The following is a 14,917-nucleotide window of genomic DNA, read 5'->3' on the forward strand; positions in this document are numbered from 1 at the left end:
ATTCTGCGAGGCTTGGGGCGTGTTGCATCGTCGGGGGGGGCTTCCGATAATCGGCGGCCCGCCGCCTGCCTTCGAGTCCCGCCATGAGTGCCCAGCCCGCCCGCATCCGCGAAATCCCCTACAACTACACCTCGTTTTCGGATCGCGAGATCGTCATCCGCTACCTCGGCGAGCCGATGTGGCACACCGTCGAGGCCCTGCGCGGCACGCGCCGCACCGGCCGTTCGGCGCGGATGCTGTTCGAAGTGCTCGGCGACATGTGGGTGCTCGACCGCAACCCCTACCTGCAGGACGACCTGCTCGACAACCCGAAGCGGCGCGAGGCGCTGGTCGGCGCGCTGCACCATCGCCTGGAGCAGATGCAGGCGCGCGTCGACGGCAATGCGCAGGCCCAGCAACTGATCGATGCCACGCGCGCCGCAGTGGGCCGCTTCGAGGCCTGGCTGCCGGAGCTCGCCGCGCTGCGCGCGCGCGCGCTGAAGCGGCTGGCGAAGGTGACCCGCAAGGACAACATCGACTTCGGCGGGCTGGCGCGGGTGTCTCACGTCACCGACGCCACCGACTGGCGCGTCGAGTACCCCTTCGTCGTCATCTGCCCCGACACCGAGGCCGAGGTGGCGCCGCTGGTCGCCGCGTGCATCGAACTCGGCCTGACCATCGTCCCGCGCGGCGGCGGTACCGGCTACACCGGCGGCGCGATCCCGCTCGATGCGAAATCCGCCGTGATCAACACCGAGAAGCTCGAAGCGCTGTCGGCGGTCGAGTGGCGCGAGCTGCCGGGCGTCGCCGGCCAGGTGGCGACGGTGCGCGCCGGCGCCGGCGTGGTCACGCGGCGCGTGTCGGATCTCGCCGCGCTGCACGGGCTGGTGTTCGCGGTCGACCCGACCTCGCAGGACGCCAGCACCATCGGCGGCAACATCGCGATGAACGCCGGCGGCAAGAAGGCCGTGCTGTGGGGCACCACGCTCGACAACCTGGTGTCGTGGCGGATGGTGACGCCCGACGGCCACTGGCTCGAGGTCGAGCGGCTCGAGCACAACCTCGGCCGCATCCACGACCAGCCGACGGTGCGCTTCCGCCTGACGCGCTACGCCCCCGACGGCAGCACCCGCCTCGGCGAACCCGAGGAACTGACCATGCCCGGCGCCAGCCTGCGCAAGGCCGGGCTCGGCAAGGACGTCACCGACAAGTTCCTCGGCGGCCTGCCGGGGGTGCAGAAGGAGGGCTGCGACGGCCTGATCACCTCGGGCGTGTTCGTGCTGCACCGCATGCCCGGGCACATCCGCACCGTCTGCCTGGAGTTCTTCGGCACCGACCTGGCGCAGGCGGTGCCGGCGATCGTCGAGATCAAGGACTACCTCGACGCCAAGCCCGGCGTGGTGATGTCGGGCCTCGAACATCTCGACGAGCGCTACGTCAAGGCGGTCAAGTACAGCACCAAGGCACCGCGCCGCGAGCGGCCGAAGATGGTGCTGATCGCCGACATCGCGTCCGACGACGAGACCCTGGTCGGCGAGGCCGCCTCGCACGTGGTACGCCTCGCCAACGCGCGCGACGGCGAGGGCTTCATCGCCGCGAGTCCCGAGGCGCGCAAGCGCTTCTGGCTCGACCGCTCGCGCACCGCGGCGATCTCGCGCCACACCAACGCCTTCAAGATCAACGAGGACGTGGTGATCCCGCTCGAGCGCCTGAACGCCTACAACCAGGGCATCGAGCGCATCAACATCGAGCAGTCGATCGGCAACAAGCTGGCGATGATCGATGCGGTGCTCGACTACCTCGCCGGGCCGATGCCGGAATCGCGCCAGTCGGCCGACTTCGAGGCCAGCGCCGAGAACGACGCCATCGTCGACGCCAAGCGCGAGGCCGCGCGCGCGCGCCTGCACGCGGTGCGCGCGCGCTGGACGAGCTTTCTCGGCTGCCTGGACGAGCCCGCCGCGCAGCACGTGGCGCTGCTCGACGAGGCGGTCGCGGCGCGCATCCGCCCCGGCGACCGCCTGCTCGACCTGCTGCTGCGCCGCGACCTGGTGGTCAGCTACCGGCGCGAGGTCGAGCGTCCGCTGAAGGACATCTTCGCCGGCCAGGACCTCGACGCGGTGCGCCGGCGCTTCGACGCGATCCACGCCGGCATCCGCAGCTCGCGGCTGTTCGTCGCGCTGCACATGCACGCCGGCGACGGCAACGTGCACACCAACATCCCCGTGCATTCCAACGACTACGCGATGCTGCACGAGGCCGAACGGGTGGTCGCGCGCATCATGGCGCTCGCCAAGTCGCTCGGTGGCGTGATCTCGGGCGAGCACGGCATCGGCCTGACCAAGCTGCAGTTCATGGAGCCCGAGGCGGTCGAGGCCTTCGCCGCCTACAAGCACAAGGTCGACCCCGAGGGCCGCTTCAACCGCGGCAAGCTGCTCGCCGGCTCGGGGCTGGAGCGCGCCTACACGCCGAGCCTGCGCCTGGTCGAGCAGGAGGCGCTGATCCTCGAACAGAGCGAGCTCGGCGCGCTCAACGACGACATCAAGAACTGCCTGCGCTGCGGCAAGTGCAAGCCGGTGTGCAACACCCACATCCCGCGCGCCAACCTGCTCTACAGCCCGCGCAACAAGATCCTCGCCACCGGCCTGATCATCGAGGCCTTCCTGTACGAGGAGCAGACCCGCCGCGGCCTGTCGATCCGCCACTTCGACGAGCTCAACGACGTCGCCGACCACTGCACGGTGTGCCACAAGTGCGCCAACCCGTGCCCGGTCGACATCGACTTCGGCGACGTCTCGATCCGCATGCGCAAGATCCTCACCGAGCGCGGGCAGAAGCGCAGCAGCCTCGCCACGCGCGCGGCGATGGCCTTCCTCAACGCCAAGGACCCGCGCACCGTGCACGCGCTGCGCAAGGGCGTGGTGGAGTGGGGCGCGAAGGCGCAGGTGCTCGGCTACGACCTGGCGAAGAGGTTCGGCCTCGCCGGCCGCGCCGAAACGCCCGCGGCGACCACCGGCAAGATGCCGCTGAAGGCGCAGGTCGTGCACTTCGTGAAGAAGCCGATGCCGCGCGGGCTGCCGGCGCAGACCACGCGGCAGATGCTCGGCCTCGAAGACCCCAAGCTGGTACCGATCCTGCGCGATCCGGCGCGTGCCGCCGAGGATGCCGACGCGGTGTTTTACTTCCCCGGCTGCGGTTCCGAGCGCCTGTTCAGCCAGGTCGGCCTGGCGACGCTGGCGATGCTGTTCGACGTCGGCGCGCAGACCGTGCTGCCGCCGGGCTACCTGTGCTGCGGCTATCCGCAGACCTCGGCCGGCGACCACGCGCGCGGCAACGCGATCACCACCGAGAACCGCGTGCTCTTCCACCGCGTCGCCAACACGCTGAACTACCTCGACATCAAGACCGTGATCGTGTCCTGCGGGACGTGCATGGACCAGCTGCTGCGCTACGAGTTCGAGCGCATCTTCCCCGGCTGCCGGCTGCTCGACATCCACGAGTACCTGATGGAGAAGGGCGTGTCGCTCGACGGCGTGCCCGGGGTCAAGTACCTCTACCACGACCCCTGCCACACGCCGATGAAGGTCCACAACCCGGTGACGGTGGCCTCGAAGCTGCTCGGCGGCGCCGAGGTGCGGCTGTCCGAGCGCTGCTGCGGCGAGGCCGGCACGCTCGCGGTGTCGCGCCCGGACATCGCCACCCAGGTGCGCTTCCGCAAGGAGGAGGAGCTGCACCGCGGCATCGCCGCGCTGACCGGCAGTGAGCGTGCGGTCGACGGCAACGTGAAGATGCTGACCTCGTGCCCGGCCTGCCAGCAGGGCCTGAGCCGCTACGCCGACGACACCGGCCTCGACACCGACTACATCGTGGTCGAGCTCGCCAACCGCCGGCTCGGCGCGGGCTGGCAGGCGGACTTCATCGCGCGCGCGCGCCAGGGCGGCATCGAGCGTGTGCTGCTGTAGCGCGCGGCAAGCCGGTCAGGCGTCGTCCGGCACGCAGGCCGGCGGCGCCAGCGCCGTCGCCGTGCGCAGCGTGCGCCGCAGGTAGTGCAGCGCGAAGCCGGTCGCTACCAGTGCGCTGCTCCAGGTGATCAGCAGGATGCCGAACCAGATGCCGCGCGGGCCGAGGCCGAGGCCGACGTCGAGCAGCCAGAACACCGGCACCGGTGCCAGGAAGTGCCGCGTGCCGTGCACCGCGAGGCCGAACAGCGGGCGCTTCAGCCCCTGCATCAGCGCCACGCTCTGCATGATCAGCGCGTAGGCGCAGAGCGTGAACACCTCGATGCGCAGGTAGGTGGTGACGTGCGCGACCACCTCGGCGGTGCGCGCGAACTGCGCCGCCAGCCACGGCGCGGCGAGCCACAGCAGCACGCCGCCGCTCGCCATCAGCCCCACGCCGTAGCCCACCCCGGTGCGGTACACCGTGACGACGCGGTCGAAGCGCCCGGCGCCGGCGTTCTGCGCCACCAGCGCGAGCGTGGCGACGTTCAGCCCGATGGTCGGCAGCAGCACCAGTTGCTCGATGCGGATCGCCGCGCCGTAGGCGGCCACCACCGCCTCGCCGTGGCGGCCGGCGAAGCTCGTGATGATGAAGATGCCGGCGCCGATCAGCACCAGGTTGAGCCCCGCCGGCAGGCCCTGGCGCAGCAGCTCGACCAGCAGCCGCCCGTGCGGGCGCCAGTCGAGCGCGCGCACCCGCGTGGCGGCGAGCAGCGGGCTGCCGCGGCAGCGCCAGGCGAGGTAGCTCGCGGTCGCCGCCTGGATCGTCAGTGTCGCGAGCGCGATGCCGGACATGCCGAGCCGCGGCATGCCGAAGCCGCCCCACATCAGCCACGGCGCCAGCCCGGCGTTGGCGAACGAGCCGACGATCAGCGCATTGCGGTTGCTGACGGTGTCGCCCTGGGCGGTCAGCACGGCGTTGAGGATGGCGTTCAGCACGAACAGCACCGCGCCGGCGAGCGTCGGGCGGATGTAGTCGAGCCCGAAGCCGAGTGCCTCGCCCTGCAGGCCGATCACCGCGTACATCGGCCGGGCGAGCGCGAGCCCGACGGCGCTGATCAGCGCGCCCACCAGCAGCGCGAGCAGCAGCGCCTGCGGCACCAGCCGCCGCGCCGCCGCCGGCTCGCCGCGGCCGAGCGCGTTGCCGATCAGCACCGTCGCGCCCTGCCCGGCGCCGACCGAGGCGGCGATGATGATGAAGAACACCGGGAACGAGGCCGACAGCCCGGCGAGCGCGGTCGCCGACCAGCGCCCCGCGACCCAGGTGTCGACCAGGTTGTAGAGGGTGTTGAAGAGGAAGCCGGTGCTCGCCGGGATCGCCAGCCGGCGCACCAGCGACGGCACCGTGCCGACGGTGAGATCGCTGCGCCCGCCGCCCGCGGCCCCGCTCATGGACGCTGCCGCACCGCTTCAACCCTTCGCCCCCGCTGGGCGGGGCAGGGGAGAGGATGCCCGTGGCCAGCCGGTAGCGTCATGGCGCCCTGAAGGACACCCCCATCCCCGGCCTTTCCCCCGGAGGGGGAAGGGTGATGGGGGCGCGGGACGCTGCCGGCGCGCGAGGTCATGCCCGCAGTTCCCGCACGCCCTCGGGCGCGCCGAGCAGCAGCACGTCGGCCGGGCGCAGCGCGAACAGGCCGTTGGTGACGACGCCGGCGATGTCGTTGATCGCACGCTCCAGCGTGACCGGGTCGGTGATGCGCAGGCCGTGCACGTCGAGGATCCAGTTGCCGTTGTCGGTCACCACGCCCTCGCGCCACACCGGCTGGCCGCCCAGCGCGAGCAGGGCACGGGCGACGTGGCTGCGTGCCATCGGGATCACCTCGACCGGCAGCGGGAAGCGCCCGAGCGTGTCGACCAGCTTGGAGGCATCGGCGATGCAGACGAACTTCGCGCTCGCCCCGGCGACGATCTTCTCGCGGGTCAGGGCCGCGCCGCCGCCCTTGATCAGCTGCAGCCGTGCGTTGGCCTCGTCGGCGCCGTCCACGTACAGCGGCAGCGGGCCGGCGGCGTTGAGGTCGAACACCGGGATGCCGTGCGCCTTCAGCCGCGCCGTGCTCGCCTCGGAGCTCGACACGGCGCCGTCGATGCGGCCCTTGATGCCGGCCAGCGCGTCGATGAAGAAGTTCACCGTCGAGCCGGTGCCGACGCCCACCACCATGCCGTCCTCGACATGGGCCAGCGCCGCCATCGCGACGCGCTGCTTGAGTTCGTCCTGAGTCATGCGGAAGTACCGAATCTGCGCGGAAATGGGCGCGTAGTGTACGCGAAGGCGCACCGGCGCCATGGACAGCCGGGCGCGGGCGCATGCACTATCGCGGCCTCCGCGGCCCGGCCGCGCGCCATGAGCCGGGGCGCAGACCCCGCCACCCGCATGCACGACTACATCAAGAAAATCCTCGCCGCGCGCGTCTACGACGTCGCCATCGAGACCCCGCTCGCGCCGATGCCCAAGCTCTCGCAGCGCCTCGGCTGCACCGTCAGCCTGAAGCGCGAGGACCTGCAGCCGGTGTTCTCGTTCAAGCTGCGCGGGGCCTACAACAAGATCGTCGGGCTGCCGGCCGACGCGCGCGCGCGCGGCATCATCTGCGCGAGCGCCGGCAACCACGCGCAGGGCGTGGCGCTCGCCGCGCAGAAGCTCGACATCAAGGCGACCATCGTGATGCCGCGTACCACCCCCGGCATCAAGGTGGCCGCGTGCAAGGCGCGCGGCGCGCGCGTGGTGCTGCACGGCGACACCTTCGACGAGGCCCACGCCCACGCCCGCCAGCTCGAGGCCGAGAAGGGCTACACCTTCATCCATCCGTACGACGACCCCGACGTGATCGCCGGCCAGGGCACCATCGGCATGGAGATCCTGCGCCAGCACCCCGACCCGCTCGACGCCATCTTCGTCGCCGTCGGCGGCGGCGGGCTGATCGCCGGCATCGCCGCCTACGTCAAGTTCCTGCGCCCCGAGGTGAAGATCATCGGCGTCGAGCCCGACGACGCCGCCTGCCTCAAGGCCGCGCTGGACGCCGGCGAGCGCGTGGTGCTCGACCAGGTCGGCCTGTTCGCCGACGGCGTTGCCGTGCGCCAGATCGGCGAGGAGACCTTCCGCCTGTGCCGCGAGCTCGTCGACGAGGTCGTCACCGTCAGCACCGACGAGATCTGCGCGGCGATCAAGGACATCTTCGACGATACCCGTGCCATCGCCGAGCCCGCCGGCGCGGTCGGCACCGCCGGCCTGAAGAAGTACGCCGCGCGCGAGGGCGTCAGCGGGCGCCACTACGTCGCCATCAACTGCGGCGCCAACATCAACTTCGACCGCCTGCGCCACGTCGCCGAGCGCGCCGAGATCGGCGAGCAGCGCGAGGCGCTGCTGGCGGTGACCATCCCCGAGCGGGCCGGCAGCTTCCGCCGCTTCATCCAGGCGCTCGGCCGGCGCTCGATCACCGAGTTCAACTACCGCTACGCCGATGCCCGCGACGCGCAGATCTTCGTCGGCGTGCAGCTGACCGAGGGGCTGGAGGAGAAGCGCAGCCTGATCGACGCCCTGCGCGAGGCCGGCTACCCGGTGCTCGACATGAGCGACAACGAGATGGCCAAGCTGCACGTGCGCTACATGGTCGGCGGCCACGCCCCCGGCATCGAGAACGAGCTGCTGTACCGCTTCCAGTTCCCCGAGCGCCCCGGCGCGCTGCTGAAGTTCCTCAACAGCATGGTGCACGGCTGGAACATCTCGCTGTTCCACTACCGCAACCACGGTGCCGACTACGGCCGCGTGCTCGCCGGCATCCAGGTTCCGGCCGCCGACCGCGAGCGCTTCCGCCGCGCGCTCGCCGAACTCGGCTACGAGCACTGGGACGAGAGCGCCAACCCCGCCTACCGGCTGTTCCTCGACGGCGGCGGCGCCTGAGGCCGACGTCCCAGCGCACCCCGCCGCCCCGGCGCGGCGGCGGGCCGTGCCCACCCGCCGCGGCCGCCCCTGAACGGGGCTGCTGCGTCCGCCGCATCGCCCGCGCACGGGCGTCCTTGCCGGCGCCTGCAGCGCCACCTCGTTCCGACTACTACATCGCCACCCGCATCCCGCACAGATCATGGAGGTGGTGGACATCGCGTTAATGCCGTGTATCCTCGCGTGCCAGCCGCCAGTACCCGGATGTCAAGGCGCAACCCGTTGATTCTTCGGCTGCTACGAGGTGAACAACATGGTAAGCGACGAGACCCTGCCGGAGCCCCTGCCCAGACTGCTCGAGCAATACCGGGTCCGGATCCGCAACAAGCACTACAGCCTGCGCACGGAGCAGGCCTACACGAGCTGGGTACGGCAGTTCGTGCAGTTCAACGGCGGACGTCCGCCGCAGGAACTGGGCACCGCGGAAGTGCAGGCCTTCCTGTCATACCTGATGTCGACGCGCCACGTGTCGCCTTCCACGCACCAGCAGGCCCTGTCGGCGCTGCTGTTCCTCTACAGGGAGATCCTCGGCGACCAGCGTCCCTGGCTCGACGCGCTCGATCGGCCGAAGAAGCCGCTGCGGCTGCCGGTGGTGCTGACGGCGGAGGAGGTGCAGCGCGTGCTGGCCGCGATGCGCGGCACGCACCGGCTGATGGCGCGGCTGCTGTACGGCACCGGCATGCGCCTGATGGAGTGCACGCGCCTGCGCGTGCGCGATCTGGACTTCACCGCGGGGGAGGTGACGGTGCGCGACGCCGCCGGCGACAAGGACCGCGTGACGATACTGCCCGACAACCTGGTCGAGCCGCTGCAGGAATACCTGCGCGGCGTACGGCGCGTGTTCGATGCCGACCGCGCCGCCGACCGCCCCGGCGTGTACCTGCCCGAGGCGGTGGAGCGCCGGCAGCCGAGCGCGGGGCGCACCTGGCCGTGGTTCTGGGTATTCCCGGCGCGGCGGCCGACGCTCGACCCGGCATCCGGCGTCGAACGCCGCCCGCATACCCACGAGCAGGCGCTGCAGCGGGCGGTCAAGCGCGCGGTGGTGCAGACCGGCATCGGCAAGCCCGCGACGACCCACGCGTTGCGCCATGCCTTCGCCGTGCACCTGCTGCAGTCCGGATACGACATCCGCATGGTGCAGGCGCTGCTCGGGCATTCGGACCCGGCGGCGACCGCGATCTACCTGCAGGTGCTCGGGCACGGCGCGTGAGCCCGCCGACCGGGCCGCGCCCACGCATCGCCCGGAGCGAAGCGGGCTTCGCGACACGGCTATTTATCCGTCGGACGGATGACCGCAGGATCGCCGGCGTACCGTCGCCCCCGTCCGCCGATACGCCACCCCGTCCGTCCAGGAGAACGCCGATGCCCGTCATGCCCCCGAAGACCATCCGCCCGCTCGCGCTGCTGTGCTCCGCGCTGCTGCTGCCGTGCGCCGCTCCGGCGTTCGCCCGCGACCTGACCGTGGTCGACTACGGCGGCAGCGGCCAGCAGGCCGACCGCGCGGCCTACGTCGAGCCCTACATCAAGGCGACCGGAAGCCCGGTGATCCTCGACGCGTGGGACGGCGAGATGGCCAAGGTCAAGGCCATGGTCGACACCGGCAACGTCAGCTGGGACCTGGTGCAGATGGATGCCGCCGAGGTGCAGCGGGCCTGCGACGAGGGCCTGCTCGAAAAGATCGACTGGTCGAAGATCACCGCCAAGGCCGAGATGATGGAGGCCGCGGTGCATCCCTGCGGCGTCGGCAAGTTCGTCTGGGCCACTGCGCTGGCCTACAGCAAGACGCTGGCACAGGCACCGCAGAGCTGGGCGGACTTCTGGAACCTCGAGCGCTTCCCGGGCAAGCGCGCGATGCGCAAGCGCGCCGAGGCGACGCTTGAGATCGCCCTGCTCGCCGACGGCGTGCCCGCGGCCGATGTCTACAAGGTGCTGGCGACGCCCGAAGGGCAGCAGCGCGCCTTCGCCAAGCTCGACAAGATCAAGCCGCAGATCCAGTGGTGGGAGGCCGGCGCGCTGCCGATGCAGTGGCTGGTGGCGGGGGACGTGGTGATGGCCGCGGCCTACAGCGGGCGTGTCGCCTCGGCGAAGAAGGAAACCAGCAAGGTCGACATGACCTGGGCCGGCAACATCTACGTGATGGACTACTGGGCGATGGTGAAGGGCTCGCCCAATCGCGATGCCGCCTACCGCTTCCTCGCCTACGCGAGCCAGGCCGACCGCCAGGTCGCCTACTTCCGTGAACAGCCCTACGGGCCGGTCAACACCAGGGCTGCCGACGAGGTGGCGCGCGACAACGCCGCCGACTCGCCGAGCGCCCCGGCCAACCTGGCGCAGGGGCTGCCGCTCGGCGTGCAGTTCTGGATCGAGCACGGCGAGGAGCTGGAAGAGAAGTTCAATGCCTGGGCGGCGCGCTGAGCGCCATGCCCCTGCTCGACGAGCTGCGGGCGCGCCTGGGCGAGGGGGCCGTGCTGAGCGGCACGGCCCTGGCCGGGCGCAGCGCCGGCTTCTGGCACCCCGAGCCGCTGCGCGCGGCGGCGCTGGTGCGCCCCGCCAGCACCGACGAGGTGGCGCTGGCGCTCGCGCTGTGCCATGCGGCCGGTCAGCCGGTGGTGCCGATCGGCGGGCTCACCAACCTGGTCGGCAGCGCCGCCTGTGGCGAGGGCGAGATCGCGCTGTCGCTCGAACGCATGAACCGCGTCGAGGCGGTCGACGTGGCCGGCCGCGCCCTCACCGTCGAGGCCGGCCTCACGCTGCAGCGCGCGCAGGAGGTCGCGGCCGCGCACGGGCTGCTGCTCGCGCTCGACTTCGGCGCCCGCGGCAGCTGCACGATCGGCGGCGTGATCGCGACCAACGCCGGCGGCAACAACGTGCTGCGCTGGGGCATGGCGCGCGCGCAGGTGCTGGGGCTCGAAGTCGTGCTCGCCGACGGCCGCGTGCTCGGTGCGCTGACGCCGTACCGTAAGGCCAATGCCGGGTATGACCTGAAGCAGTGCTTCATCGGCAGCGAGGGCACGCTCGGCGTGGTCACGCGTGCGGTGCTGGCGCTGCAGGAGCGCCCGGCGGGCGGCGCGACCGCGCTGCTGGCCTGCGAGCGCTTCACCGACGTCACCGCGCTGCTGCGCCTGGTCGATCGCGCGCTCGCCGGCACGCTCAGCGCCTTCGAGCTGATGTGGGGCGATTTCTACGCGCTGAACGCCGCTGCCGGTGGCGGCGCCGCGCCGCTGCCGGCGGAGCACGGCTACTACGTGCTGGTCGAGGCCTGCGGCGAGAGCATCGCCGCCGACGAGGCACGCCTGCAGGCGGCGCTCGAGGCCGCCTTCGAGGCCGGCCACGTCAGCGATGCCGTGCTCGCCAAGTCGGGCCCGGAGCGCGAGCGGCTGTGGGCGATCCGCGAGGCGACCGAGCCCGAGCAGCATGCCTACCGGGCGACGCAGACCTTCGACGTCAGCCTCGCGCTCGATGCGATGGAGGCCTACGTCGGCCGCGTGCGCGCCGGGCTGGCACGGGCGGCACCTGCCGCCGTGCTGCACGTGTTCGGCCACCTCGGCGACGGCAACCTGCACCTGCTGGTCGGCCACCCCGAGGCCGTGGCGCAGGCCACGACCGCGGCGGTCGAGGCGCTGGTGTACGAGCCGCTGGTCGCGTGCGGCGGCTGCATCTCCGCCGAGCACGGCATCGGCCTGGAAAAGAAGCGCTGGCTGCCGCGCAGCCGCAGCGCCGACGAACTCGCGCTGATGCGCGGCCTCAAGCGCACCTTCGACCCCGCCGGCATCCTCAACCCCGGCAAGGTGTTCGACCCCGATCCACAGGGCTGAGCCGCAGGCGCCGGGCACGGCAAGGAAAAGGCCGGATCGTGCTCGATCCGGCCTTTGCGTGTCGGGGCTGCGTGCGGGGGTCAGTGGTGGAGGATCTGGCTCAGGAAGAGCTTGGTGCGCTCGTTCTGCGGGTGGTCGAAGAAGTCGTGCGGGTTGTTCTGCTCGATGATCTCGCCGCGGTCCATGAAGATCACGCGGTTCGAGACGAGCTTGGCGAAGCCCATCTCGTGCGTCACGCACATCATGGTCATGCCGTCCTCGGCGAGGCTGACCATGGTGTCGAGCACCTCCTTGACCATCTCCGGGTCGAGCGCCGAGGTCGGCTCGTCGAACAGCATGATCTTCGGCTTCATGCACAGCGAGCGGGCGATGGCGACGCGCTGCTGCTGGCCGCCGGAGAGCTGCCCGGGGTACTTCTTCGCCTGCTCGGGGATCTTCACGCGCTTGAGGTAATGCATGCCGAGTTCCTCGGCCTCCTTGCGCGGCATCTTGCGCACCCAGATCGGCGCCAGCACGCAGTTCTCCAGCACCGTCAGGTGGGGGAACAGGTTGAAGTGCTGGAACACCATGCCGACCTCGCGGCGGATCATCTCGATGTTCTTGACGTCGCTGGTCAGTTCGGTGCCGTCGACGATGATCTGCCCCTGCTGGTGCTCCTCCAGGCGGTTGATGCAGCGGATCGTGGTGGACTTGCCCGAGCCCGACGGTCCGCAGAGCACGATGCGTTCGCCCTGCTTGACGGTCAGGTTGATGTTCTTCAGCACGTGGAACTGGCCGTACCACTTGTGCACGTCTTTCATCTCGATCATCACCTTGTCGGAGATGACCAGCTTCTTTTGCGGTGCCTGCGGCATGGTTTCGGACATGGGTGGGGTCTCCTAGCGCTTGTGACCGGTGTGCAGGCGGCGTTCGAGCCACTGGCTGTATTGCGACATGCCGAAGCAGAAGAGCCAGAACATCAGCGCCGCGAACACGTAACCCTCGGTGGACATGCCGAGCCAGTTCGGGTCGACGGTGGCGGCATGGATGCTGTTCAGCAGGTCGAACAGGCCGATGATGATGACCAGCGAGGTGTCCTTGAACAGCGCGATCAGCGTGTTGACGATGCCGGGAATCACCAGCTTGAGCGCCTGCGGCAGGATCACCAGGCCCATCGCCTTGGGGTAGCTCAGGCCGAGCGCGTCGGCGGCCTCGTACTGGCCCTTGGGGATGGCCTGCAGGCCGCCGCGCACCACCTCGGCCATGTAGGCCGACTGGAACAGGATCACGCCGATCAGCGCCCGCAGCAGCTTGTCGAAGCTCATGCCCTCGGGCAGGAACAGCGGCAGCATCACCGAGCTCATGAACAGCACGGTGATCAGCGGCACGCCGCGCCAGAACTCGATGAAGGTCACGCAGATGGTCTTGATGACCGGCATCTTCGAGCGCCGCCCGAGCGCGAGCAGGATGCCGCCCGGCAGAGCGCCGGCGATGCCGACCACCGCGATCACCAGCGTCAGCATCAGGCCGCCCCACTGCGAGGTCTCGACGGGGGCGAGGCCGAAGCCGCCGCTGAACAACACGAAGGCGATCAGCGGGTAGACGAACAGCATGAAGACCGCCGCCGGCAGGCGCAGCGGGTTGCGCTTGCCGAGCAGCGGCAGGATGCCGAGCACGGCGAGGATCCAGGCGAGGTTCACGCGCCAGCGCTCGGGCTCGGGGAAGAAGCCGTACATGAACTGCCCGAAGCGCATCTTGATGAACACCCAGCACGCCCCGCCGGGGGCGCAGTCGGCGCGCGTGGTGCCGCTCCAGGTCGCCTTGAACAGCAGCCACTCCAGCGCCGGCGGGAGCAGCAGCCACAGCAGGTAGAGCGCGAACAGCGTCAGCAGCGAGTTCGCCGGGGAGGAGAACAGGTTGGCGCGCAGCCAGCCGACCGCGCCGACGGTGTTCGCCGGTGGTGGCAGTTCGGGGTGCGGCGTGAAGGTCGTCTTGGTCTCCATGCTCAGCGCTCCACCAGCGACTTGCGTTTGTTGTACCAGTTCATCAGCGTCGAGATCAGCAGGCTGATGGCGAGATAGACCGCCATCGTGATGGAGATCGTCTCGATCGCCTGGCCGGTCTGGTTCAGCGTGGTGCCGGCGAACAGCCCGACCAGGTCGGGGTAGCCGATCGCCGCGGCGAGCGTCGAGTTCTTGGTGACGTTGAGGTACTGGCTGGTCAGCGGCGGGATGATCACGCGCATCGCCTGCGGGATGATCACCAGGCGCAGCGTCGGCCCGTGCTGCAGCCCCAGCGCGTGCGCCGCCTCGGTCTGGCCGTGGCTGACCGCGAGGATGCCCGAGCGCACGATCTCGGCGATGAACGCCGCGGTGTAGATGGTCAGCGCCACCAGCAGCGAGGCGAGTTCGGGAATCATCACCATGCCGCCGCGGAAGTTGAAGCCGGTGAGCTTGGGCACCTCCCAGGACAGCGGCATGCCGCTGAGGAAGAACGTGAGCAGCGGCACGCCGACGAGGATGCCGAGGCCGACCCAGAAGGTGTGGAAGGGCTGGCCCGTCTCGGCCTGGCGCCGGTGCGCCCAGCGCGCCAGGAACACCGTACCGGCGATGGCGGCGAAGAAGGCGATCACCACGAAGAGGAAGGCGTCGCCGAACACCGGGCGCGGGATGTAGAGGCCGCGGATGTTGAGGAAGATGACATCGCCCACGTTCACCGAATCGCGCGCCGCCGGCAGGTGGCGCAGCACGCCGAAGTACCAGAAGAAGATCTGCAGCAGCAGCGGGATGTTGCGGAACAGCTCGATGTAGACCAGGGCGATCTTGGCGATCAGCCAGTTCTTCGACAGCCGCGCCACCCCGAGCACGAAGCCGAGCAGCGTCGCGAAGAGGATGCCGAGCGCCGCCACCAGCAGCGTGTTGAGCAGCCCGACCCAGAACACGCGCCCGTAGCTGTCGGTTTCGGTGTAGGGGATGAGGTGCTGGACGATGCCGAAGCCGGCGGTCTGGTCGAGGAAGCCGAAGCCCGAGGCGATGCCGCGGTTGGCGAGGTTGACCTGGGTGTTGTGGAACAGGTACCCGCCCACGGCCAGCACGGCGGCCAGGGCGATGACCTGGAAGACGGTGGCGCGTACCGCCGGGTCGTTCCAGAACGGCGGCTTGGAGGGCAGGGACCCGGGTTGTTGTGTACTCATGGCGGCCACTCCGGCGAGGGTT

At 70.4% G+C, this 14,917-nt stretch carries 10 protein-coding genes; 5 read left to right on the forward strand and 5 right to left on the reverse strand.

Annotated features, from left to right (window positions below; genetic code table 11):
- Nucleotides 1-83 precede the first annotated feature (83 nt).
- Nucleotides 84-3,938 carry a DUF3683 domain-containing protein gene (locus EV699_RS01245; RefSeq protein ID WP_132538164.1) on the forward strand — a complete coding sequence of 1,285 codons (3,855 nt, stop codon included), beginning with the start codon at nucleotides 84-86 and terminating at the stop codon, nucleotides 3,936-3,938.
- 15 nt (nucleotides 3,939-3,953) lie between these two features.
- Here the strand turns inward: EV699_RS01245 and EV699_RS01250 are convergent, their stop codons facing one another.
- Together EV699_RS01250 and rpiA are read right to left on the reverse strand one after the other, a co-directional pair.
- Nucleotides 3,954-5,366 (reverse strand): MATE family efflux transporter, encoded by a 1,413-nt coding sequence (locus EV699_RS01250; protein ID WP_132538166.1) that lies wholly within the window; start codon nucleotides 5,364-5,366, stop codon nucleotides 3,954-3,956.
- 169 nt (nucleotides 5,367-5,535) lie between these two features.
- Nucleotides 5,536-6,195 (reverse strand): ribose-5-phosphate isomerase RpiA, encoded by a 660-nt coding sequence (rpiA, locus tag EV699_RS01255; protein WP_132538168.1) that lies wholly within the window; start codon nucleotides 6,193-6,195, stop codon nucleotides 5,536-5,538.
- Nucleotides 6,196-6,345: 150 nt separating this feature from the next.
- On the opposite strand from rpiA, the gene ilvA reads away from it, so the two are divergent.
- From ilvA to EV699_RS01275, 4 genes are all read left to right on the forward strand, one after another.
- A complete protein-coding gene (gene ilvA / locus EV699_RS01260) occupies nucleotides 6,346-7,869 on the forward strand; it encodes a threonine ammonia-lyase, biosynthetic (protein WP_243662525.1) in 1,524 nt (507 codons plus the stop codon).
- A gap of 292 nt (nucleotides 7,870-8,161) precedes the next feature.
- Nucleotides 8,162-9,118 carry an integron integrase gene (locus tag EV699_RS01265; protein WP_132538172.1) on the forward strand — a complete coding sequence of 319 codons (957 nt, stop codon included), beginning with the start codon at nucleotides 8,162-8,164 and terminating at the stop codon, nucleotides 9,116-9,118.
- Between the two features lie 161 nt (nucleotides 9,119-9,279).
- Nucleotides 9,280-10,323, forward strand: coding sequence for an ABC transporter substrate-binding protein (locus tag EV699_RS01270; protein ID WP_132538532.1), 1,044 nt, complete (start codon nucleotides 9,280-9,282; stop codon nucleotides 10,321-10,323).
- A gap of 5 nt (nucleotides 10,324-10,328) precedes the next feature.
- On the forward strand, nucleotides 10,329-11,723 hold the full coding sequence (locus EV699_RS01275) for an FAD-binding oxidoreductase (protein ID WP_132538174.1): 1,395 nt from the start codon (nucleotides 10,329-10,331) through the stop codon (nucleotides 11,721-11,723).
- An 80-nt stretch (nucleotides 11,724-11,803) separates the two neighbouring features.
- Here EV699_RS01275 and EV699_RS01280 read toward each other — a convergent pair whose 3' ends face one another.
- From EV699_RS01280 to EV699_RS01290, 3 genes are read right to left on the reverse strand one after another with little or no spacing between them, the layout of a single operon-like run.
- A complete protein-coding gene (locus EV699_RS01280) occupies nucleotides 11,804-12,577 on the reverse strand; it encodes an amino acid ABC transporter ATP-binding protein (RefSeq protein WP_132538534.1) in 774 nt (257 codons plus the stop codon).
- A 24-nt stretch (nucleotides 12,578-12,601) separates the two neighbouring features.
- Nucleotides 12,602-13,705: an amino acid ABC transporter permease gene (locus EV699_RS01285; RefSeq protein ID WP_132538176.1), complete on the reverse strand. Its 1,104-nt coding sequence runs from the start codon at nucleotides 13,703-13,705 to the stop codon at nucleotides 12,602-12,604.
- 2 nt (nucleotides 13,706-13,707) lie between these two features.
- Entirely contained in the window at nucleotides 13,708-14,895 is a 1,188-nt protein-coding gene (locus EV699_RS01290; RefSeq protein ID WP_132538179.1) for an amino acid ABC transporter permease, read from the reverse strand.
- Nucleotides 14,896-14,917: the final 22 nt, after the last annotated feature.

Source organism: Plasticicumulans lactativorans (assembly GCF_004341245.1).
Lineage (GTDB): Bacteria > Pseudomonadota > Gammaproteobacteria > Competibacterales > Competibacteraceae > Plasticicumulans_A > Plasticicumulans_A lactativorans.